Source organism: Pseudomonas fluorescens group sp. PF-69 (assembly GCF_054481235.1).
The window spans coordinates 1,196,625-1,218,490 of sequence record NZ_JBTMNC010000001.1 but is presented as its reverse complement, the minus strand read 5'-3'; the positions used below and the strand labels follow the sequence as shown (position 1 = coordinate 1,218,490).

18 protein-coding genes are annotated in these 21,866 nt (G+C 60.9%); 11 read left to right on the top strand and 7 right to left on the bottom strand.

Going from position 1 to position 21,866, the window contains the following annotated elements; translation table 11 throughout:
• Positions 1-227 precede the first annotated feature (227 nt).
• From ACX3YF_RS05485 to ACX3YF_RS05460, 6 genes are all read right to left on the bottom strand, one after another.
• Positions 228-605, bottom strand: coding sequence for a gamma-butyrobetaine hydroxylase family protein (locus ACX3YF_RS05485; protein WP_130207297.1), 378 nt, complete (start codon positions 603-605; stop codon positions 228-230).
• 136 nt (positions 606-741) lie between these two features.
• The gene (hslU, locus tag ACX3YF_RS05480) at positions 742-2,079 is read right to left on the bottom strand and encodes an ATP-dependent protease ATPase subunit HslU (RefSeq protein ID WP_130207295.1); all 1,338 of its coding nucleotides are present in this window, start codon (positions 2,077-2,079) and stop codon (positions 742-744) included.
• A 55-nt stretch (positions 2,080-2,134) separates the two neighbouring features.
• Positions 2,135-2,665, bottom strand: a complete 531-nt coding sequence (hslV, locus tag ACX3YF_RS05475) for an ATP-dependent protease subunit HslV (RefSeq protein ID WP_007975582.1) — start codon at positions 2,663-2,665, stop codon at positions 2,135-2,137.
• Between the two features lie 201 nt (positions 2,666-2,866).
• A complete protein-coding gene (locus tag ACX3YF_RS05470) occupies positions 2,867-3,580 on the bottom strand; it encodes an SPOR domain-containing protein (protein ID WP_090465652.1) in 714 nt (237 codons plus the stop codon).
• A gap of 1 nt (position 3,581) precedes the next feature.
• Positions 3,582-5,318 (bottom strand): arginine--tRNA ligase, encoded by a 1,737-nt coding sequence (gene argS / locus ACX3YF_RS05465; RefSeq protein ID WP_130207293.1) that lies wholly within the window; start codon positions 5,316-5,318, stop codon positions 3,582-3,584.
• Positions 5,319-5,554: 236 nt separating this feature from the next.
• Complete coding sequence (locus tag ACX3YF_RS05460) at positions 5,555-7,774, bottom strand: primosomal protein N' (protein ID WP_204149629.1); 2,220 nt, start codon at positions 7,772-7,774, stop codon at positions 5,555-5,557.
• A gap of 288 nt (positions 7,775-8,062) precedes the next feature.
• Here ACX3YF_RS05460 and rpmE point away from each other — a divergent pair, with 288 nt between their 5' ends.
• The 3 genes from rpmE to ACX3YF_RS05445 all read left to right on the top strand — a co-directional run bounded on the left by rpmE (position 8,063) and on the right by ACX3YF_RS05445 (position 10,556).
• Entirely contained in the window at positions 8,063-8,281 is a 219-nt protein-coding gene (gene rpmE, locus ACX3YF_RS05455) for a 50S ribosomal protein L31 (RefSeq protein ID WP_008047849.1), read from the top strand.
• A gap of 35 nt (positions 8,282-8,316) precedes the next feature.
• Entirely contained in the window at positions 8,317-9,105 is a 789-nt protein-coding gene (locus tag ACX3YF_RS05450; RefSeq protein ID WP_458973505.1) for a thermonuclease family protein, read from the top strand.
• A gap of 182 nt (positions 9,106-9,287) precedes the next feature.
• Entirely contained in the window at positions 9,288-10,556 is a 1,269-nt protein-coding gene (locus ACX3YF_RS05445) for a malic enzyme-like NAD(P)-binding protein (protein WP_130207287.1), read from the top strand.
• Between the two features lie 209 nt (positions 10,557-10,765).
• On the opposite strand, the gene ACX3YF_RS05440 is transcribed toward ACX3YF_RS05445, so the two are convergent.
• Complete coding sequence (locus tag ACX3YF_RS05440) at positions 10,766-13,204, bottom strand: penicillin-binding protein 1A (protein ID WP_458974829.1); 2,439 nt, start codon at positions 13,202-13,204, stop codon at positions 10,766-10,768.
• A gap of 215 nt (positions 13,205-13,419) precedes the next feature.
• Here ACX3YF_RS05440 and ACX3YF_RS05435 point away from each other — a divergent pair, with 215 nt between their 5' ends.
• The 8 genes from ACX3YF_RS05435 (at position 13,420) to ACX3YF_RS05400 (ending at position 21,662) form a co-directional block, all read left to right on the top strand.
• Positions 13,420-14,481, top strand: a complete 1,062-nt coding sequence (locus ACX3YF_RS05435) for a pilus assembly protein PilM (RefSeq protein WP_458973504.1) — start codon at positions 13,420-13,422, stop codon at positions 14,479-14,481.
• Positions 14,481-15,047, top strand: a complete 567-nt coding sequence (locus ACX3YF_RS05430) for a PilN domain-containing protein (protein WP_130207281.1) — start codon at positions 14,481-14,483, stop codon at positions 15,045-15,047. Before ACX3YF_RS05435 ends, ACX3YF_RS05430 begins: the two co-directional genes overlap by 1 nt.
• Positions 15,044-15,667, top strand: coding sequence for a type 4a pilus biogenesis protein PilO (gene pilO / locus ACX3YF_RS05425; protein ID WP_130207279.1), 624 nt, complete (start codon positions 15,044-15,046; stop codon positions 15,665-15,667). The genes ACX3YF_RS05430 and pilO overlap by 4 nt, the downstream gene beginning before the upstream one ends.
• Positions 15,664-16,191, top strand: a complete 528-nt coding sequence (locus ACX3YF_RS05420) for a pilus assembly protein PilP (RefSeq protein ID WP_198131815.1) — start codon at positions 15,664-15,666, stop codon at positions 16,189-16,191. The genes pilO and ACX3YF_RS05420 overlap by 4 nt, the downstream gene beginning before the upstream one ends.
• 13 nt (positions 16,192-16,204) lie before the next feature.
• Positions 16,205-18,277: a type IV pilus secretin PilQ gene (gene pilQ, locus ACX3YF_RS05415; RefSeq protein WP_448645670.1), complete on the top strand. Its 2,073-nt coding sequence runs from the start codon at positions 16,205-16,207 to the stop codon at positions 18,275-18,277.
• Positions 18,278-18,281: 4 nt separating this feature from the next.
• The gene (gene aroK / locus ACX3YF_RS05410; RefSeq protein ID WP_047536474.1) at positions 18,282-18,800 is read left to right on the top strand and encodes a shikimate kinase AroK; all 519 of its coding nucleotides are present in this window, start codon (positions 18,282-18,284) and stop codon (positions 18,798-18,800) included.
• A gap of 152 nt (positions 18,801-18,952) precedes the next feature.
• Complete coding sequence (gene aroB, locus ACX3YF_RS05405; RefSeq protein WP_047536476.1) at positions 18,953-20,053, top strand: 3-dehydroquinate synthase; 1,101 nt, start codon at positions 18,953-18,955, stop codon at positions 20,051-20,053.
• Between the two features lie 10 nt (positions 20,054-20,063).
• The gene (locus ACX3YF_RS05400; RefSeq protein WP_130207273.1) at positions 20,064-21,662 is read left to right on the top strand and encodes an AAA family ATPase; all 1,599 of its coding nucleotides are present in this window, start codon (positions 20,064-20,066) and stop codon (positions 21,660-21,662) included.
• The last annotated feature ends 204 nt before the right edge of the window (positions 21,663-21,866 follow it).

Here is a 21,866-nt window from a genome sequence, read left to right as displayed (position 1 = left end):
CGGGGCCTGCTGTGCAGTTACACAGCGAATGCCAGGTACTACTGCTCGGGTGACCGTTAGTGCTGCATCGCTGCTTTTGTTTCGCAGAGAACACTGCAGGGAACTTGCCAGCTCCATTGGTTACCCGAGTTTAATTTTTTTCGCAAGCAGGCCAATGACTGACCTTACGGCCAAGCATTCAAACAGATGAAATTAGAAAATGCCCTCTAAAGAGCAAGAGGCTCAGGCTAGAGCATCAGCTTGACGACGGATTCGTTCGGGTCGCGGGTTTTTCCGGCGGCTTTGAGCTCGGCAAGATAATCCTCCCAGAGTGCGTCATGACGTCGCCCCAGTTCATAGAGGTATTCCCAGGTGAACAGGCCGCTGTCGTGGCCGTCGTCGAAGGTCAATTTCAGTGCGTACTGACCGGCCGGTTCTATCTTGCTCAGGCCTACGTTGATCTTGCCAAATTGCAGGATGGGTTTGCCGTGGCCCTGGACTTCGGCGGAAGGAGAGTGCACGCGAAGGAATTCGGCGGGCAGGGTGAATTCCTCGCCGGACGCATATTTGAGCGTCAGGGTTTTCGAGGCTTTGTGCAGTTTGATGTCGGTGGGGAGTTGGGTCATGACCTGAGTTCCGTTAGGGGTGGAACCCTGTAGGAGCGAGCTGGCTCGCGATGGACGTTAACGATAACGCGTGTTGTCTGAACAAACGCGTCGCTCTCGGGTTCATCGCGAGCCAGCTCGCTCCTACAAGTGTTGCTTACAGGATATAACGGGACAGGTCTTCGTTCTGCGCCAATTCGCCGAGGTGGCTGTTGACGTAGTCGGCGTCGATCTGGATCGCCTTGTCGTCATGGGCACTGGCCAGGTCGCCGGCGCTGAACGACACTTCTTCAAGCAGGCGCTCAAGCAGTGTGTGCAGACGACGGGCACCGATGTTTTCGGTTTTTTCGTTGACCTGCCAGGCGATTTCCGCGATGCGTTTGATGCCGCTTGGCTGGAACTCGATGGTCAGGCCTTCGGTTTTCAGCAGTGCACAGTATTGCTCGGTGAGCGAAGCGTGCGGTTCGCTGAGGATGCGTTCGAAGTCTTCCGGCGACAGCGCCTTCAGTTCGACACGAATCGGCAGACGACCTTGCAGCTCAGGCACCAGATCGCTCGGCTTGCTCAGGTGGAAAGCGCCCGAGGCGATGAACAGGATGTGGTCGGTCTTGACCATGCCCAGTTTGGTGTTGACGGTGCAGCCTTCGATCAGCGGCAGCAAGTCGCGTTGCACACCCTCGCGGGACACATCGGCGCCGCCGACATTGCCGCGCTTGGCGACCTTGTCGATTTCGTCGATGAACACGATGCCGTGCTGCTCGACCGCTTCCAGTGCCTTGGCCTTCAACTCTTCATCGTTGACCAGACGACTGGCTTCTTCGTCGCGCACCAGTTTCAGCGCTTCCTTGACCTTGAGCTTGCGGCTCTTGCGTTTGCCTTTGCCCATGTTGGCGAACAGGCTCTGCAGCTGGTTGGTCATTTCTTCCATGCCCGGTGGCGCGGAAATGTCGACGCCGGCCATTTCGGCGACTTCGATTTCGATCTCCTTGTCATCCAGCTGGCCTTCGCGCAGGCGCTTGCGGAACAGCTGACGGGTGTTGGAATCCGAGGTCGGGGCATCGTCGTTGCTGAAGCCCATGCGCGGCGGTGGCAGCAGCGCGTCGAGGATGCGCTCTTCAGCGGCGTCTTCGGCGCGGTGGCGAACCTTGATGATTTCCTGTTCGCGCAGCAGCTTGATCGCCGCATCGGCCAGGTCACGAATGATCGATTCGACGTCGCGGCCGACGTAGCCGACTTCAGTGAACTTGGTGGCTTCGACCTTGATGAACGGTGCGTTGGCCAGTTTGGCCAGGCGACGGGCGATTTCGGTTTTACCGACACCGGTCGGGCCGATCATCAGAATGTTTTTCGGGGTGACTTCAACGCGCAGCTCTTCGGGCAGCTGCATCCGGCGCCAGCGATTGCGCAGGGCAATGGCGACGGCGCGCTTGGCATCGTCCTGGCCGATGATATGGCGATTGAGTTCGTGGACGATTTCACGGGGAGTCATGGACATAGTATTTGGCGGACCTCAGGCAAGAATGAGCCGTGGCGCGATGGCCAGCACGGGCTTATTCGGCGCAGTCCTGCTCCTCAATGGTCTGGGTGTGGTTGGTGAATACACAGATGTCGCCGGCAATGCCCAGGGCGGTCTCGACGATTTCCCGGGCCGACAGATCGGTTTTCTTCAGCAGTGCGCTGGCGGCGGCCTGGGCGTAAGCGCCACCGGAGCCCATGGCGATCAAGCCGTCTTCAGGTTCAACCACATCGCCGTTGCCGGTGATGATCAGCGAGGCGTCTTTGTTGGCGACGGCGAGCATGGCTTCGAGGCGGCTCAGGGAACGGTCGGTTCGCCATTCTTTGGCGAGTTCGACGGCGGCACGAACCAGGTGGCCCTGATGCTTTTCCAGCTGGCCTTCGAAACGTTCGAAGAGGGTAAAGGCGTCAGCGGTGGCACCGGCAAAACCGGCGATGACCTGCCCGTGGTACAGGCGGCGAACTTTTTTCGCGTTGCCTTTCATCACGGTATTGCCAAGGGATACCTGGCCGTCGCCGCCCATGACGACTTTGCCGTGGCGGCGAACTGAAACGATGGTGGTCAAGGGAAGAGTCTCCACGCAGCGGGGCGAAAATGCCTTATGCCCACTCATATGGGGGTGGTGGAGTGGATTTCAACTGTGGGGTGGGAGAGGGGACGAGTGGTGTTTGGCTGCTCTGTTCCGAATTTGCCTTCGCACCCCAGCGGGGACAAGCTCCCTCGCCACAGAGAGAGTGGGCAACCTGGTGTTGCCCACTACGGCGGATCAGCGGCTTTGGCGCTGTTGTAACAACAGATTGCTGAAGCCGGCGCCGGCCAGTTGTTTCTGGGCAGTGGTCAGTTGTTCGCGGTTGCTGAACGGTCCGACCAGAACCCGATACCAGGTCTCGTCTTTCACTGTGCCGGATTCAACCGCCACCGCCTGGCCGAGCAGGATGATCTGCGCACGAACCTTGTCGGCGTCAGTTTGCTTGCGGAACGAACCCGCCTGGAGGAAGAACTTGGTCACCGGCGCGGCTTTGGTGACGGGTGGCGCGGGCGGTGGCGTGATACCGGACAGCGCCGCCTGGGCGCGGGCGGTGTCGATCTTCGCCGCTTCCGCCGGCGTAACCGGCGTCGTCGGAACGGCCGGCACTTGTGGCGTCGGCAGGGTTTTTTCCGGCACGGCATCCGGCGGCACGATGACTTCCGATTCCGGCAGCAAGGTGTAGAAGTCGTACTTCGGCTTCACCGGTTGCGTCGGGCTCGGCGGGGTCTTGTTGGCCTCGGCGATCTTGGTGGCTTTCTGCTGCTGTTGCTCTACCTTCTCGCGTTTGACCGTATCGCTGCCCTTGCCCGGCTCCAGCTTCATCAGGAATACGATGAATGCGCCGACCGTCAGGCCGATGGCCATCCACAACCAACCCGGAATCGGCTGCTTCGCTGGAGCTTGGTAACGGCTGGCGCCACGCTTGGGTGCAGGTTTTTTCTTGGCAGCCAACTTACATACGCTCCAGAGTTTCCAGGCCCAAGAGTTCCAGGCCTTGCTTGAGGGTGCGTCCGGTCAGCGCGGCGAGGCGCAGGCGGCTCTGCATTTGCGCCGGGGTGTCGGCGGCGAGGATCGGGCAGTTCTCGTAGAAGCTGGAGAACAGGCCGGCGACGTCGTACAGGTACGTGCAGAGAATGTGCGGCGTGCCTTTTTCGGACACGTTGTTCAGCACTTCACCGAATTGCGCGAGTTTTGCCGCCAGTTCGTGTTCGTGCGGCGCTTCGAGGACGATCTGGCCGTCGACTTCGCTGAAGTCCTTGCCGAGCTTGCGGAACACGCCGGCCACACGGGTGTACGCATACAGCAGGTACGGGGCGGTGTTGCCTTCGAAGTTCAGCATCAGGTCGAAGTTGAAGCTGTAGTCGCTGGTGCGGTGCTTGGACAGGTCGGCGTACTTCACCGCGCCGATGCCCACGACCTTGGCGATGTTGCGCAGCTCGGCTTCGGCCAGTTCCGGGTTCTTGTCCTTGACCAGGGTGTAGGCGCGTTCCTGGGCTTCGGTCAGCAGGTCGATCAGCTTCACGGTGCCGCCATCGCGGGTCTTGAACGGACGGCCATCAGCGCCGTTCATGGTGCCGAAGCCCATGTGTTCCATCTCCATCGGATGGGTCACGAAGCCAGCCTTGCGTGCCACGGCGAACACTTGCTGGAAGTGCAGGGCCTGACGCTGGTCGACGAAGTACAGCGCGCGATCGGCCTTGAGCTTGCCGCTGCGGTAGCGCACGGCCGCCAGGTCGGTGGTGGCGTAGAGGTAGCCACCATCGGCCTTGACGATGATCACCGGCAGCGGATCGCCGTCGGCGTTCTTGAACTCGTCCAGGAACACGCACTGGGCGCCGTTGCTCTCGACCAGCATGCCGGCGGCCTTGAGGTCGTTGACCACGTTGATCAGGTCGTCGTTGTAGGCGCTTTCGCCCATCACGTCAGCCATGGTCAGCTTGACGTTCAACAGCTCGTAGATTTTCTGGCAGTGGGACAGCGAGATGTCCTTGAACTTGGTCCACAGCGCCAGGCAGTCCGGGTCGCCGGCCTGCAACTTGACCACCAGGCCGCGGGCGCGGTCGGCGAATTCTTCGGATTCGTCGAAGCGTTGCTTGGCGGCGCGGTAGAAGTTTTCCAGGTCCGACAGCTCGTCGCTGGTGATCGGGTTTTCCTGCAGATAGGCCATCAACATACCGAACTGGGTGCCCCAGTCGCCGACGTGGTTCTGACGGATCACTTCGTCGCCGAGGAACTCGAGCACCCGAGCCACGCCGTCGCCGATGATGGTCGAGCGCAGGTGGCCGACGTGCATTTCCTTGGCCAGGTTCGGGGCCGACAGGTCAACCACGGTGCGTTGCACCGGGCCGGCCTTGCGCACGCCGATGTGCTCGTCGGCCAGGGCGGCGTCCAGGCGGGTCGCCAGGGCCTGGGTGTTCTGGAAGAAGTTGAGAAAGCCGGGGCCGGCGATTTCGGCCTTGGAGATGTTTTCGTCAGCCGGCAGTGCGGCGATGATTTTCTCGGCCAGATCACGCGGCTTCATGCCCGCAGGCTTGGCCAGCATCATGGCGATGTTGCTGGCGAAGTCGCCGTTCTTCTTGTCGCGAGAGTTTTCCACCTGGATCGCCGGCGTCAGGCCTTCAGGCAACACACCTTCGTTGACGAGTTGGGTGATGGCTTGTTGGATCAGCTGGCGAATGGTGTCTTTCATGGTCTTCTCTTTCGACCGCTGGCGCGGCGGCGCATCGTGCGCTGGTGGAAAAACTGGGCATTATCCGTTGCGAAGACGGGCTTGCCAACCTTAGCAGGCAGGATGTGGATGTGTGGTGACAATTAAGACCCCATCGCGAGCAGGCTCGCTCCCACAGGTTTTGCGGTGGATACACGTTGTAATTCCACCCGAGAACCACTGTGGGAGCGAGCTTGCTCGCGATGGCGGTACCCAAATCAATACAAATCGACCGGATCCACATCCAGCGACCAGCGCACCGCCCGCCCGCTCGGCATCTGCTCCAGCACCAACAACCAACTGGCCAGCAAGCGATGCAGCGGCGCCCGCGCGGTGGCCTGTAACAATAGCTGTGCACGATAGCGCCCGGCGCGGCGTTCCATCGGTGCCGGTACCGGCCCCAGCAATTCGATGCCGGTCAAACCCTGTTCGGCCAGCAGGCGTTCGGCCTCGCTGCACGCCTCGTCGAGAAATCCTTCGGCCTGTCCCGGCTTGTGCGCTTCGGCCCGCAGCAGGGCCAGGTGCGCAAACGGCGGCAGGCCTGCCGCCCGGCGTTCACTCAAGGCTTGCTCGGCAAAGGCGAAATAACCTTGTTCGGTCAATTGCACCAGCAACGGGTGATCGGCCAAATGCGTCTGGATGATCACCTTGCCCGGCTCTTCGGCGCGTCCCGCACGTCCGGCGACCTGGACAATCAGCTGCGCCATGCGCTCGCTGGCACGGAAGTCGCCGGAGAACAGCCCGCCGTCGGCGTCGAGAATCGACACCAGGGTCACTCGTGGAAAGTGATGCCCTTTGGCAAGCATTTGCGTGCCCACCAGGATGCAGGGCTGGCCTTTCTGAATGGTCGCGAATAACTGATTCATGGCGTCTTTGCGCGAAGTGCTGTCGCGGTCGACCCGCAAAACCGGGTAGTCGGGGAACAAAATGCCCAGTCGCTCTTCGGCCCGTTCGGTGCCTGCCCCCACCGGACGCAAATCGACCTTGTTGCATTTCGGGCACTGGCGCGGCACTCGCTCGACGTAGCCGCAATGGTGGCAGCGCAACTCGCCGTGGCGCTGGTGCACGGTCATTCGCGCATCGCAGCGCTGGCATTCGGACATCCAGCCGCAATCGTGACAAAGCAGGGTCGGTGCGAAACCGCGGCGGTTGAGGAATACCAATACTTGCTGGCCGGCAGCCAGCGTCTGACCGATGGCTTGTTGCATCGGCCCGGAAATGCCGCTGTCCAGTGGGCGACTTTTTACGTCAAGGCGCAGGAAGCGTGGCTGCTTGGCGCCACCGGCGCGCTCGTTCAGGCGCAGGAGGCCGTAGCGTCCGGTGTAGGCGTTGTGCAGGCTTTCCAGCGAGGGCGTGGCGGAGCCGAGCACGATCGGGATGTTTTCCTGCCGGGCGCGCACCAGGGCCAGGTCGCGGGCGTGGTAGCGCAGGCCTTCCTGCTGTTTATAGGAGCCGTCGTGTTCTTCGTCGATGATGATCAGGCCGGGATTCTTCATCGGTGTGAACAGCGCCGAGCGGGTGCCGATAATGATGTCAGCCTCGCCGTCGCGGGCGGCAAGCCAGGCGTCGAGGCGTTCACGATCGTTGACTGCCGAGTGGATCAGGGCGATACGCGCATTGAAGCGCTGTTCGAAGCGCGCCAGGGTCTGCGGGCCGAGGTTGATTTCCGGGATCAGCACCAGTGCTTGTTTACCGGCCTCCAGGGTTTCGCGGATCAGTTGCAAATAGACTTCGGTCTTGCCACTGCCGGTGACGCCGGCCAGCAGGAACGCGTGATAACTGTCGAATCCGGCGCGGATCGCTTCATAAGCGGCGCGTTGCTCCGGATTGAGTGGTAGCTCGGGCTGCGCCAGCCAGTGTTCGTGGCGCGCGCCGGGGGCATGCTTGCGAACCTCTACCTGCACCAGATCCTTGGCCAGCAACAGATCGAGGCTGTCCTTGCTCAGCATCAGCTTGCTCAGCAACTGATGGGCGACGCCGTGGGGGTGCTGGGCCAGCGTCGCCAGCGCTTCACGTTGGCGCGGGGCGCGGGCGATGCGCGGGTCATCGAGGCTGGCCCCGGGGGCGGCGGACCAGAAACGCTCCTGGCGCGCCTCGGCCAGTTCGCCCTGGCGCAGCAGCACCGGCAACGCCCAGCTCAAGGTGTCGCCGAGACTGTGCTGGTAATACTGGGAAGTCCACAGGCATAGCTTGAACAGGGCGGGTGGCAGCGGCGGCGTGGCATCGAGCAATGCCAGTGCGGGCTTGAGTTTTTCCGCCGGGACTTCGCTGGTGTCGGTGACCTCCACCAGAATCCCGATCATTTCCCGCCGGCCGAACGGCACTCGCAGGCGCATGCCGGGATGCAACTGGGCGCGCAGGACCCCGGCCGGAGCTCGGTAGTCGAACAGGCGGCGCAGCGGCGAGGGCAAAGCGAGGCGCAGGATGGCGTCGGGCACGCGGGGAGTCTCGATAAACAGGCAACAAAAGGGCTAGGCGCATAACGTGTGGGAGCGAGCCTGCTCGCGATGACGGCGTGTCAGTCAGCATTCATCGCGACTGGTACACCGCTATCGCGAGCAGACTCGCTCCCACCGGGGATCGCGTATTGGCTCGGGAGCCTAGCAGACGGTCGGTCTCAGGGACAGCTTGCGTGATTGGCATTGTCTGGTAGAATCCGCGGCCTAATTACGTGCGGTATTCAACAATAGTGTTGGGTGGCGGCACGCTAGCCCGAGGAAGACACCATGAAAGCTGATATCCATCCAGAATACCCAGCAGTTGCTGTTACCTGCAGCTGCGGCAACAAGTTCGAAACCCGTTCGACCTTCGGCAAAGCCCTGGCGATCGACGTTTGCAACGAATGCCACCCGTTCTACACCGGTAAGCAAAAGACTCTGGACACTGGCGGCCGCGTTCAGCGTTTCGCAGACCGTTTCGGTGCTTTCGGCGCGAAAAAGGCCTAAGGCCGATCAACTTGGGAGGCCGTTTCGGTTTTTCCATGCTGATGAAAAAGGCGTCCCTTGCGGGCGCCTTTTTTGTGTCCGCGATTTGGCTCTCCGGCGCCCAGGCCTTCTGCCCGGCACCGAGTGGCCTGGCATCGGTCGCGGTACAGCGGGTAGTGGACGGTGACACGCTGCGCCTGACGGATGGTCGCAGTGTGCGCATGATCGGCTTGAATACGCCGGAGCTGGGCAAGAAAGGCCGCTCCGACGAACCATTTGCCGTGGCGGCGCGAAAGCGTCTCGAAGCCTTGGTGGCCGCGAGCGACGGACGGGTCGGATTGCTCCCCGGCAAGGAAGGCAAGGACCATTACGGCCGTACCCTGGCCCACGTCTACGGCGCCGATGGTGCCAACCTCGAAGCGCAAATGCTCGCCGAAGGCCTCGGTTTTCAAGTGGCGGTCGCACCGAATGTCGATCTGGTCGACTGTCAGCAAGCGGCAGAACGCAGCGCCCGACAGGCCGGCCTTGGCGTGTGGCGCCAGTCACCTGTACTGAAAGCGGATCAGATCAGTGCCTCCGGTTTTGCCCTGCTCAGCGGTCGTGTGAGCAAGGTTCAGCGCAATCGCGGCGGGGTTTGGATCGAGTTGCAGGATTCGGTTGTATTGCGCGTTGCACCCAATGTGCTGGACAGATTCCCCGCTGCCACGCTTGACGGCCTCAAAGGCAGGCAAGTCGAGGCTCGCGGCTGGGTGCTGGATCGTTCGCGCAAGGGCGGTCTCAAGGAGGGGCAGGCGCGCTGGATGTTGCCATTGACCGATCCGGCGATGCTTCAGGTCGCGCACTGATAAAAAATTGTAGACATTTTTTCTGTCGATTGTGAACAGTCTATCCCTTGTGTTTCGCGGCTCTTGGCCCAAAGTCGTAGTGCAGGGCGCTTGACAGGGGTGACCGGTCAGTCTTGTGGGGATTTTGCGAGGCGCGTATCCTCGCTGACCAGTCTGTCCAACAGTAAAAGCGGAATGCCCCCATGTCTGATTTGAAAACTGCCGCTCTCGAATATCATGCCAATCCTCGTCCAGGGAAGCTGAGCGTCGAGCTCACCAAGGCCACCGCTACCGCCCGCGACCTGTCGCTGGCCTACAGCCCCGGCGTAGCCGAACCAGTACGCGAAATCGCTCGCGACCCTGAACTGGCCTACAAATACACCGGCAAAGGCAACCTGGTTGCAGTCATTTCCGATGGCACCGCGATTCTGGGTCTGGGTAACCTCGGCCCATTGGCCTCCAAGCCAGTCATGGAAGGCAAGGGCGTGCTGTTCAAGCGCTTTGCCGGCATCGACGTTTTCGACATCGAAGTCGACTCCGAAAGCCCGCAAGCCTTCATCGACACCGTCAAGCGCATCTCCATCACCTTCGGTGGCATCAACCTGGAAGACATCAAGGCGCCTGAGTGCTTTGAGATCGAACGTGCCCTGATCGAGCAGTGCGACATCCCGGTATTCCACGATGACCAGCACGGCACCGCTATCGTGACCGCCGCTGGCATGATCAACGCCCTGGAAATCGCCGGTAAAACCCTGGCGCAAGCCAAGATCGTTTGCCTGGGCGCCGGTGCTGCCGCGATCTCCTGCATGAAGCTGCTGGTCAGCATGGGCGCGAACATCGAAAACATCTTCATGGTTGACCGTACCGGCGTGATCCACTCCGGCCGTGACGACCTGAACCAGTACAAGGCTGTCTTCGCCCACGCGACCGACAAACGTACCCTGGCAGACGCTCTGGAAGGTGCAGACGTGTTCGTCGGCCTGTCCGGTCCTAACCTGCTGAGCGCTGAAGGCCTGAAATCCATGGCGGCCAACCCGATCGTGTTCGCGTGCTCGAACCCTGATCCGGAAATCTCCCCGGAACTGGCACACGCCACCCGTAACGACGTGATCATGGCCACCGGTCGTTCCGACTACCCGAACCAGGTCAACAACGTACTGGGCTTCCCGTTCATCTTCCGTGGTGCCCTGGACGTTCGCGCCAAGCGCATCAACGAAGAAATGAAAGTGGCTGCGGCCAACGCCCTGCGCGAACTGGCCAAGCTGCCGGTGCCTCAGGAAGTGTGCGACGCCTATGGCGGCATCAAGCTGGAATTCGGCCGTGAGTACATCATTCCGAAACCAATGGATGCCCGTCTGATTACCCTGATCTCCGATGCCGTGGCCAAGGCTGCGATCGAGACCGGCGTGGCAACCCTGCCGTATCCGAAGAACTACCCGCTCAAAAGCGTGGATGACGTGTTCAACGGCTAAGTCGTTGTAGCGCTTCAACAGAAAGCCCCGGCTCGTGAGAGTCGGGGCTTTTTTGTTGTCTGGAGAGTCGATGGCGCAGCTGTGTACGCTGCCAAACCCTGTAGGAGCGAGCTTGCTCGCGATGGTCGTCAACGATGACGCGGGCGGTCTGAATACCCGCGTTGTCTGACCGTTTTTCGCGAGCAGGCTCGCTCCTACAGGCTGCTTCTCTAGAACAAGTCGATCGGCGCCGCTTCATCCGCTGGCAGCGGGCTGCCTGGCGCATTGCCGTTGCCCAGTTCGTTGACCGACGGTGGCGTGTCTTCGGCCTTGAACAGTTCGAAGTAGGCTCCAGGCGTGCTTGGGCTTGCCGCACGGCCACTGACCGGGTCGACGCGCAGACTCAGGATGCCTTCCGGCTCCGGTTGTGTATGTGGCGGCAGGCCTTTGAGCGCGGCGCCCATGTAGTTCATCCAGATCGGCAGCGCGACGGTGCCGCCGAACTCTTTGCGCCCCAGGCTTTCCGGTTGGTCGAAACCGGTCCAGACGGTGGTCACGTAATCGGCGTTGTAGCCGGAGAACCAGGCGTCCTTGGACTCGTTGGTGGTCCCGGTCTTGCCGGCGATGTCAGGGCGACCCAGGGCCAGTGCACGGCGGCCGGTGCCGAGTTTGATCACGTCCTCGAGCATGCTGTTGAGGATGTAAGTGGTACGGCCATCGACGATGCGCTCAGCCACGGCCGGTGCCTGCGTCGCCGGTTGGGTAGTTGGCGCTTCGCCCGGCATTGCGTTGACCGTGAAGGCCTGGGCGGACGGTGCGGCGATGCCGTCGCTGGCGGCGCCGCCTTTCGGCACGCTTGCCGGGTTGGCGACGAACAGCGTGTCGCCGTTGCGGCTTTCGATCTTGTCGATGATGTAAGGGGTGACCTTGTAGCCGCCGTTGGCGAAGGTGCTCCAGCCGGTGGCGATTTCCATTGGCGTCAGGGTCGCGGTACCCAGGGCCAGGGACAGGTTGGGCGGCAGATCCTGCTTGTTGAAGCCAAAGCGGGTGATGTAGTCGATGGTTTTGCCGACGCCCATCGCTTGCAACAGGCGAATCGACACCAGGTTGCGCGACTTGTACAACGCTTCGCGCAAGCGGATCGGGCCGAGGAAGGTGTTGGTGTCGTTTTTCGGACGCCAGACCTTGTCCAGGTACTCGTCGACGAACACGATCGGTGCGTCGTTCACCAGGCTGGCGGCGGTGTAGCCGTTATCCAGCGCAGCGGCGTAGACGAAAGGCTTGAAGCTCGAGCCCGGCTGGCGCTTGGCCTGCAAGGCGCGGTTGTAGTTGCTCTGCTCGAAGGCGAAGCCACCGACCAGCGCGCGGATCGCGCCGTTTTGCGGGTCGAGGGATACCAGTGCGCCCTGGGCTTGCGGGATCTGGCTGAATTTCAGCGAATTGTCCGCCTGACGCTGCACGCGAATCAGGTCGCCGACCTGGGCCACGTCGGACGGCTGCTTCGGATTGGCACCCATGCTGTTGGTGTTCAGGAACGGACGCGCCCATTTCATGCTGTCCCAACTGACGTGCTCGTTGCCGTTGCGGGTCAGCACCTGCAGGCCATTTTTCTCGACCTGAGTGACGATGGCCGGTTCAAGGCTGCTGATGGTGCGCTGCTTGGTCAGCTCGGTCGCCCAGGCCTCGCGGGTCTTGCCCGGCAGGCGCGACTCAGGGCCGCGATAGCCGTGGCGCTGGTCATAGGTCATCAGGCCTTCGTGGACGGCGGTGTTGGCCATTTCCTGCAGATTGCTCGGCACCGTGGTCGTCACGCGGAAACCTTCGGTGTAGGCGTCGCTGCCATAGCGGCCGACCATTTCGGCACGGGCCATCTCGGCAATGTAGGGCGCATTCACTTCCGGTGTCGGGACGTGATAGCTGGCGTTCAGCGGTTCGTTGATTGCGGTGGTGTAGTCGGCCTCGCTGATTTTGCCGAGCTTGTACATGCGCCCCAGGATCCAGTCGCGACGCTCTTTGCTGCGGGCCGGGTTGGCCAGCGGGTTGAAGCGCGACGGGGCTTTGGGCAGGCCGGCGATCATCGCCATCTGCGCGAGGCTGACGTCACGAATCGACTTGCCGTAATAGACCTGCGCCGCCGCCTCGATGCCGTAGGCGCGGTTGCCCAGATAGATCTTGTTGACGTACAGCTCGAGGATCTCGTCCTTGGTCAGCTGCCGTTCGATCTGCAAGGCCAGGAGGATTTCGGTGGTCTTGCGCGAGAAGCTGCGTTCGCTGGTCAGGAAGAAGTTCTTCGCCACCTGCATGGTGATGGTGCTGCCGCCGGACTGGATGTGCCCGCTTTTCACCAATTGGGTGGCGGCACGCATCAGGCTGCTGGGGTCGACGCCATAGTGGTTGGCGAAGTTATCGTCTTCAGCACTTAGTAACGCATTAATGAAATTGGGGGGAATGTCGGCGAAACGGATCGGTGTGCGGCGCATTTCGCCAAATTCTGCGATCAACTTGTTGTCGCTGCTGTAGACCCGCAAAGGGATCTGCAACTGGATGCTTCGCAACGCCTCTACGGACGGCAATCCGGGGCTAAGGTAGAGAAACGCCCCGCTCAGACCCAGAAGCAGTCCGCAGAAAACCGCGACGATGGACCAACCGAAAAATTTCAGCAGACGAATCAAGGCTTTTGGATATCCAGGGCAAAGAATGAATTAGGCATCAGGGTTCAGGCTAAAGGCGAACGACCCGCGCTTGAGAAAAGCGGAAAAAAACGCTGGGCATTATAAGCATTTTTCCGCCAGAAGCGTCATTTGCGCTGATGTCAAGACGGGCGGAGGGAACGCAAAACACAATGCAGAGTCCGTAACTCACGGATAGTCATAGGGAATTGCCAGTGCCAGGACTCTTCAACAAAAAGGCCGATGCGCTTTTGGGTATCGACATCAGCTCCACTTCGGTGAAGCTTCTGGCGCTGAGCCGCCAGGGCGCCCGTTATCGGGTCGAGGCCTATGCGGTCGAACCGCTGCCCGCCAACGCCGTTATCGAAAAAAATATTGCCGAGCTCGATGCTGTGGGCCAGGCGCTCTCTCGCGCGTTGATCAAGGCCAGAACCCGCCTCAGGAACGTGGCGGTGGCGGTGGCTGGCTCGGCGGTGATCACCAAGACCATCGAGATGGACGCCGGGCTTTGCGACGACGACATGGAAAACCAGCTGAAGATCGAGGCCGACCAGTACATTCCCTATCCGCTGGACGAAGTCGCCATCGACTTTGAAGTACAGGGCGCTTCAGCGCGCAATCCCGAGCGGGTCGATGTGCTGCTCGCGGCCTGCCGCAAGGAAAACGTCGAGGTCCGCGAGGCAGCCCTGGCTCTGGCCGGCCTCACCGCTCGCGTGGTCGACGTCGAGGCCCATGCCCTGGAGCGATCATTCGGTTTGCTGACCAATCAATCGGTGATACCCGGGGAGCGCCTGGTGGCGGCGGTCGACATCGGTGCGACCATGACCACCCTGAGCGTGCTGCACCACGGACGCATTATCTATACCCGCGAACAATTGTTCGGTGGTCGTCAGCTGACGGAGGACATTCAGCGCCGCTACGGCCTGACCTTCGAACAGGCGGTGCTGGCAAAGAAGCAGGGTGGTTTGCCGGATGATTACGTCAGTGCAGTGTTGCAGCCGTTTCGCGAGGCGCTGGTGCAACAGGTATCGCGTTCATTGCAGTTTTTCTTCGCTGGCGGCCAATACAACGCTATCGATCACATCCTGCTGGTCGGCGGCACCGCGTCAATCTGTGGGCTGGAACGGTTGATCGAAGAGCGTTTGGGCACACCGACCCAGGTGGCCAACCCATTTGCCGGGATGACGTTGAGCGCCAAGGTCAACGCCGCCGCCCTGGCCAGCGACGCGCCGGCCATGATGATTGCCTGCGGGCTGGCCCTCAGGAGCTGCGACTGATGGCGCGGATCAATCTTTTACCCTGGCGCGAAGAGCTGCGCGAGGAGCGTCGAAAACGGTTTTTAGTGATTCTGGCAGGGGTGCTGGTGGGATCGGCGGGTGCGGTGCTGGTTGCGAATCAAGCCATCAACAGCGCCATTGAACGGCAAGTCGCCCGTAACAATTACATCAATCAGCAGATTGTCGTGGTCGACGAGCGGATTAAACAGATCAGCGATCTCAAGGCGCGTCGCCAGCAATTGCTCGAGCGCATGCGCATCATCCAGGACCTGCAAGGCAATCGGCCGGTCAGTGGGCGAATTTTTGACCAACTGGCGCGGACCCTGCCCGACGGGGTGTATTTCACCGAAGTCAAAAGGGTGGGCAAAACCTTGTCGATTTCTGGCGCCGCTGAATCGAACAATCGTGTTTCCGACCTGATGCGCAACCTGAACGCTTCGGACTGGTTCGATGCACCGAGCCTGACTGAAGTCAAAGCGACCACGGCGGGTCAGTTGGATCAGGCCAATGTCTTCCAGTTGACCGTTCGTCAGACTCAGCCGGCCGCCGTGGAGGATGAACAATGAGTCCTTCCGGATGGCTGGAAGAGCTGCGCAGGATCGACATTCACGAATTGGGCACTCACAACATCGGTTCATGGCCGCCTGCGATCAAGGTTCTGGTGGGCGTGTTGGTCATGATTCTGGTCCTGGCGCTCGGTTACAGCTTTTCCACAAGTGAGGTTCAGAGCCAGCTCGACCTCAAGCGCGAAGAAGAGACGGCCCTCAAGGAGCAGTTCGCCACCAAGGCGCATAGGGCGGCGAATCTGGAGCGCTATACGCAGCAACTGAAAGAGATGGAAGACTCTTTTGGTGTGCTGCTGCGGCAACTGCCCAGTGATACCGAAGTGCCCGGCCTGCTGGAGGACATCACTCGCACAGGTCTGGGTAGCGGGCTGGAGTTTGAAGAGATCAAGCTACTGCCGGAGGTGACGCGGCCGTTCTACATCGAACTGCCGATCCAGATCACCGTCACTGGTGCCTATCACGATCTGGCCACGTTCGTCAGTGGTGTGGCCGGGTTGCCGCGCATCGTGACCCTGCACGATTTCGACCTGGCACCGGCCAAACCGGACGGCGGCCCGAAGCTGCGCATGAGCATCCTTGCCAAGACCTATCGCTACAACGATCAGGGGGCGCATCAATGAACCCGATTCGTTGTTTATCGATGGTCGTGTCGCTCGTCGTCCTTGCCGGCTGTGGCGGTGGCGATGACTTCAGCGACCTGGATGCCTACCTGAACGAAATGCGCCTGCGCGCACCAGGCAAGATTGAACCAACGCCCACAATCCGGTCTTACCCGACATTCACTTACAACGCAGCCAACCTGCGCAGCCCGTTTTCACCGCAGGTCAGGATCGACCTGTCCGGTCAGCAACACGGCTCACGCGACGTCAGGCCCGACCCCGACCGAATCAAGCAATACCTTGAGGGGTTCAACATCGAGCAGTTTGAAATGGTCGGCACGATCTCCAATGCGGCGGGCTCCTTTGCATTGCTGCGCGGGGCTGGCGGGGTGCACAGGCTGAAAGTCGGTGATTACCTGGGGCGTAATGACGGGCGGATCGTTGCCATCAGCGGCTCACAAGTGGATGTGGTCGAAATCGTCCCCGACGGGGAAGGTGCCTGGCTGGAACGGCCGCGGACCCTCCCTCTGAAAGAGCACTCATAGTGGAACTGGAAAAATGAACAGGACTTTCTCAGCCCTCGGAATGACGCTATGGATAGCGTTGTTGTCGCCGATGGCACAAGCGGCCAGCCTCAAGGCGCTGGATGTTGCGGCGCTGCCGGGAGACCGCGTCGAGCTGAAGCTGGCATTCGACGAGCCGCCACCGGCCCCTCAGGGTTACACCACGGCATCACCGGCGCGGATCGCACTGGATCTGCCGGGTGTCGTCAGTCAATTGGCGAACAAAACCCGTGACCTGGGCGCTGGCAATGCCCGAAGCGCGACGGTGGTGGAGGTCAAGGACCGTACGCGCCTGATCATCAACTTGACCCAGGCGGCCCCCTACAGCACGCGAGTCGAGGGCAACAACCTGTTCGTGGTGGTCGGGCAGGGCGGCAAAGTCGCGCCGACCACATCGGCCACCCTCGCAGCGCCGGCCCCGGCGCGCCCCCCAATGCCATCGGGCAAGGCTATTCGCGGTGTGGATTTCCAGCGGGGTACCCAGGGCGAAGGCAATGTGCTGATCGATCTGTCGGATCCGTCGATTGCGCCGGACATTCAGGAGCGCGACGGCAAGATCATCGTCGGGTTTGCCAGGACCCAATTGCCCGACCCCTTGCGCGTGCGTCTGGATGTGAAGGATTTCGCCACGCCGGTGCAGTTCGTCAACGCCAGCGCCACGGGTGATCGGGCCACCATCACGATCGAGCCCGGCGGCGGTGCCTTCGACTACTCGACCTATCAGACCGAAAACAAACTTACCGTCAGCGTCCGTCCGGTGACCGCCGACGACCTGCAAAAGCGTGATGCCGACCGCCATGCCTACAGCGGTGAAAAGCTTTCGTTGAATTTTCAGGACATCGACGTGCGCTCGGTGCTGCAACTGATCGCTGATTTCACCAATCTCAATCTGGTCGCCAGCGACACCGTGCAGGGCGGCATTACCCTGCGCCTGCAGAACGTACCTTGGGATCAGGCGCTGGATCTGGTGCTGAAAACCAAGGGGCTGGACAAGCGCAAGATCGGTAACGTCCTGCTGGTGGCGCCGGCCGACGAAATTGCTGCCCGGGAACGGCAGGAGCTGGAGTCGCAAAAACAGATCGCCGATCTGGCACCGCTACGGCGGGAACTGTTGCAGGTCAATTACGCCAAGGCGGCGGATATCGCCAAACTGTTCCAGTCGGTGACCAGTGCCGAGGCGAAAGTCGACGAACGGGGCTCTATTACCGTCGATGAGCGTACCAACAACATCATTGCCTACCAGACCCAGGATCGACTCGACGAACTGCGGCGAATCGTTGCCCAGCTGGATATTCCGGTGCGCCAGGTCATGATCGAAGCGCGAATCGTCGAAGCCAACGTCGATTACGACAAGAGCCTGGGTGTGCGCTGGGGCGGCTCCGTCCAGAACAGGGGCAACTGGAATACTTCCGGGGTCAGCAACGGCGCCAACGGCTCGTCGACCATTGGCACGCCGGGCAGCACCAGCACCAATTCACCGTTCGTCGATTTAGGGGCGACGAACAACACCTCGGGGATCGGCATTGCGTTCATCACCGATAACGTCTTGCTGGACCTTGAGCTGACGGCCATGGAGAAGACCGGAAACGGGGAAATCGTCTCGCAACCCAAGGTCGTCACGTCCGACAAGGAAACCGCCAAAATCCTCAAGGGCACCGAGATTCCCTACCAGGAAGCCAGTTCCAGCGGCGCGACTTCGGTGTCCTTCAAGGAAGCATCGCTGTCGCTGGAAGTGACGCCACAGATCACTCCGGACAACCGGATCATCATGGAGGTCAAGGTCACCAAGGACGAACCGGACTACCTGAACAAGGTCCAGGATGTGCCGCCCATCAAGAAAAACGAGGTCAATGCCAAGGTCCTGGTCAACGATGGGGAGACCATCGTCATTGGCGGTGTTTTCTCAAATACTCAAAGCAAGGTTGTAGATAAGGTGCCATTTCTTGGCGATGTGCCGTATCTTGGCCGCCTTTTCCGGCGTGACGTGGTTTCGGAGAAAAAATCCGAGCTGTTGGTGTTTCTCACTCCGCGTATCATGAATAACCAGGCGATTGCTGTGAGTCGTTGATTCTGTGCGAAATTTGATTCTTGTAGGACCGATGGGCGCTGGAAAAAGCACCATCGGCCGGTTGCTGGCCAAAGAGCTGCGCTTGCCATTCAAAGATTCCGATAAGGAAATTGAATTACGCACGGGCGCCAATATCCCATGGATCTTCGATAAAGAAGGCGAACCGGGCTTTCGTGACCGCGAGGAGGCAATGATTGCCGAACTGTGCGATTACGATGGCGTGGTGCTGGCGACCGGCGGCGGTGCAGTGATGCGCGAAGCCAATCGTCGAGCCCTGCACGCCGGTGGGCGGGTGGTTTATCTGCATGCCTCTGTCGAGCAGCAGGTCGGTCGCACGTCCCGCGACCGCAATCGGCCCTTGTTGCGCACCGCCGATCCGGCCAAGACCCTTCGGGATCTGCTGGCGATCCGCGATCCGCTGTATCGGGAAATCGCTGATCTGGTGGTGGAAACCGATGAGCGGCCGCCACGCATGGTCGTGCTCGATATCCTGGAACGCTTGCAGCAGCTGCCTCCCCGTTAATGCGCGGCGCGAAATGCGCTATCCTCGGCGTCCTGCCACAACCGTCCAAGGTTGTGGCGAACGGCGACCCAGCGGCGTCAATAACAGCAAAGGCCGTGAACATTCGTTAACTCAAGGCGGAACGCCTGATTCCATCTTCACTGTGGGGACACATGCAGACACTCAAGGTCGATCTAGGCGAGCGCAGCTACCCGATTCATATTGGCGAAGGTTTGTTGGATCAGCCTGAGCTGCTGGCCCCGCATATTCGCGGACGGCAAGTGGCAATCATCTCCAATGAAACGGTCGCGCCGCTCTATCTCGAACGTCTGACTCGCAGCCTCGCGCAGTTCTCGGTGATATCCGTCGTGTTGCCCGACGGCGAAGCCTTCAAAACCTGGGAAACCCTGCAACTGATCTTCGACGGCCTGCTGACCGCACGGCACGACCGCCGCACCACGGTGATCGCCCTGGGTGGCGGTGTGATCGGTGACATGGCCGGTTTTGCTGCCGCCTGCTATCAGCGCGGCGTCGATTTCATTCAGGTTCCAACCACGCTGCTGTCGCAAGTCGACTCCTCGGTGGGCGGCAAGACCGGGATCAACCACCCACTGGGCAAGAACATGGTGGGTGCCTTCTATCAGCCGAATGTCGTGCTGATCGACACGGCTTCCCTCAATACCCTGCCGGCCCGCGAACTGTCCGCCGGTCTGGCTGAGGTCATCAAATACGGGCTGATCTGCGATGAGCCGTTCCTGACCTGGCTCGAAGACAACGTCGATCGCCTGCGCAATCTGGATCAGCAAGCCCTGACCTACGCCATCGAACGCTCCTGCGCGGCCAAGGCAGCGGTGGTCGGCGCCGACGAAAAGGAAACCGGTGTTCGTGCCACCTTGAACCTGGGCCACACCTTCGGCCACGCCATCGAAACCCACATGGGGTATGGTGTCTGGCTTCATGGTGAGGCCGTCGCTGCTGGCACCGTAATGGCGCTGGAAATGTCCGCCCGCCTGGGCTGGATCAGCGAACAGGACCGTGATCGCGGCATTCGTCTGTTCCAGCGCGCCGGGCTGCCGGTCATCCCGCCCGAGGAGATGACGGAAGCCGATTTTCTCGAACATATGGCAATTGATAAAAAAGTGATCGACGGTCGTTTGCGCCTGGTGCTGCTGCGCCAAATGGGCGAGGCAGTGGTGACCGACGATTATCCGAAAGAGGTTTTACAGGCCACGCTGGGAGCGGATTACCGCGCCCTGGCTCAGCTTAAAGGTTAATAAGATCGCGATGACTAGTTTGCATGCGGACGAGGCTTTCCTCGGCCATTACCAGTTGAGTCATGACCCTTTTGCTCCACGGGTGCCTGGCTTCAAGTTTTTCCCGGCCCAGCGCAAACCGGTGCTGGGACAGCTGCACCACCTGGCGCGTTACAGCCAGTTGCTGTTGGTCGTCACAGGGCCCCAAGGCAGTGGCAAGACCCTGTTGCGCCAGGCCCTGGTGGCCAGCACCAACAAACAATCCGTGCAAAGCGTGGTGGTTTCCGCCCGTGGCGCCGGCGATTCGGCTGGCATCCTGCGGCAGGTTGCCCAGGCGCTGGACGTTGCCCAGGCCGAGATCGGCGCGATTCTGGCGCAGGTGGTGCAACTGGCGCTGACCGGTCAGGAAGTCTATCTGCTGGTGGATGACGCCGAGCAACTCGACGAGTCCGCGCTCGAAGCCTTGATGGCGCTGGCCGCCGGAGCGCCGGAAGGCCGTCCGCATGTGTTCCTGTTCGGGGAGTCCTCGCTGATCGCTCAGCTGGAGCAGTTGAGCCTGGAGGAAGAGCGTTTCCACGTCATCGAGCTGCAGCCTTATACCGTAGAGGAAACGCGCGAATACCTGGATCAGCGCCTCGAAGGCGCAGGCCGGGGGATCGAACTTTTTACCGCGGATCAGATCTCTGATATTCATGAACGCTCCGACGGTTGGCCTGGCAACATCAATCAGGTCGCCCGCGATGCCATGATCGAAGCCATGATTGCCAGCCGCACAGCGGTCAAGCGTCCAAGTATGGGGTTCAATATGCCGAAGAAACACGTATTGGCGATTTCCGCCGTCGTTGTGGTCGCGGTGGCCGCCGCCTGGTTGATGCCGGGTCGCAACAAAGCGCCGACCACGGGTGCACCTGCCAACGAACAGGCGCAACTGCCGCTCGGTCAGGGTCAGCCAGCAGCAAACGGTGGTGCACCGTCTGTCGAATTCGCCGGCAACACGCAGCCGATGCCATTGCCGTTGGTCGGTAATTCGCAACCGGTCATGCGTGGTCCGCTGGCCGAAGCCGCAGGCGGGATTTCCGAGGGAGATGATGGCGTGCCGGTCGAAGGCTCCAGCGCCACGCCGCCGACCGTGACCACGACTGCGCCGCCTGTGGGCGTGCCTGCCGGTCCTGCACCGACACCCGCCGCCAAGCCGACGCCTGCTCCGACTCAAGTCGCTACCGCCAAGCCAGCGCCGGTTCCAGCGGCCAAGCCTGCACCCGCGCCCGTGGCTAAAGCCGCACCTGCGGCCAAGCCGGTCGAGAAGCCAGTCGAGAAACCAGCCGCCGTGGCCAAGGCCGCAGGCGGCAGCTGGTACGCAGGTCAGGCTCCGGGCAACTACGTGGTACAGATCCTCGGCACCAGCTCTGAAACGGCCGCGCAAAACTTCGTCAAGGAGCAGGGCGGCGAGTACCGCTACTTCAAGAAAGTCCTCAACGGCAAGCCACTCTATGTGATCACCTACGGCAGTTTCGCCAATCGTGATGCAGCCGTTTCCGCCATCAAGGCCTTGCCAGCGAAGGTTCAGGCTGGTAAACCTTGGCCTCGCACTGTCGCCAGCGTCCAACAGGAACTGGCAACAACTCGCTGAAGATTCGGCGGCCTTACCCAGGCCGCCTCTCCAAGCACCTCAAAATTTCTACAAGAGCGCGCTGGCCCCACAGGCCGCGTGCCTTGTGGTGTCTGCGTCACAGTAGTCTTTGAGTCGTTGCGGTCAAGATTAAAAAAAGTTTTGACTAGCACAGCAGATCGCTTTAAACCTTTCACAAATGCGACATGAATTTGCGACATTTCG

What these genes read in the sequence shown, in the direction of transcription:
- pilO (WP_130207279.1), top strand. Translation starts at nt 15,044, where the DNA reads ATGAGTCCTTCCGGATGGCTGGAAGAGCTGCGCAGGATCGACATTCAC.
- pilQ (WP_448645670.1), top strand. Translation starts at nt 16,205, where the DNA reads ATGAACAGGACTTTCTCAGCCCTCGGAATGACGCTATGGATAGCGTTG.
- aroB (WP_047536476.1), top strand. Translation starts at nt 18,953, where the DNA reads ATGCAGACACTCAAGGTCGATCTAGGCGAGCGCAGCTACCCGATTCAT.
- rpmE (WP_008047849.1), top strand. Translation starts at nt 8,063, where the DNA reads ATGAAAGCTGATATCCATCCAGAATACCCAGCAGTTGCTGTTACCTGC.
- hslU (WP_130207295.1), bottom strand. Translation starts at nt 2,079, where the DNA reads ATGTCCATGACTCCCCGTGAAATCGTCCACGAACTCAATCGCCATATC.
- ACX3YF_RS05430 (WP_130207281.1), top strand. Translation starts at nt 14,481, where the DNA reads ATGGCGCGGATCAATCTTTTACCCTGGCGCGAAGAGCTGCGCGAGGAG.
- ACX3YF_RS05485 (WP_130207297.1), bottom strand. Translation starts at nt 605, where the DNA reads ATGACCCAACTCCCCACCGACATCAAACTGCACAAAGCCTCGAAAACC.
- ACX3YF_RS05450 (WP_458973505.1), top strand. Translation starts at nt 8,317, where the DNA reads ATGCTGATGAAAAAGGCGTCCCTTGCGGGCGCCTTTTTTGTGTCCGCG.
- ACX3YF_RS05445 (WP_130207287.1), top strand. Translation starts at nt 9,288, where the DNA reads ATGTCTGATTTGAAAACTGCCGCTCTCGAATATCATGCCAATCCTCGT.
- argS (WP_130207293.1), bottom strand. Translation starts at nt 5,318, where the DNA reads ATGAAAGACACCATTCGCCAGCTGATCCAACAAGCCATCACCCAACTC.
- ACX3YF_RS05420 (WP_198131815.1), top strand. Translation starts at nt 15,664, where the DNA reads ATGAACCCGATTCGTTGTTTATCGATGGTCGTGTCGCTCGTCGTCCTT.
- ACX3YF_RS05400 (WP_130207273.1), top strand. Translation starts at nt 20,064, where the DNA reads ATGACTAGTTTGCATGCGGACGAGGCTTTCCTCGGCCATTACCAGTTG.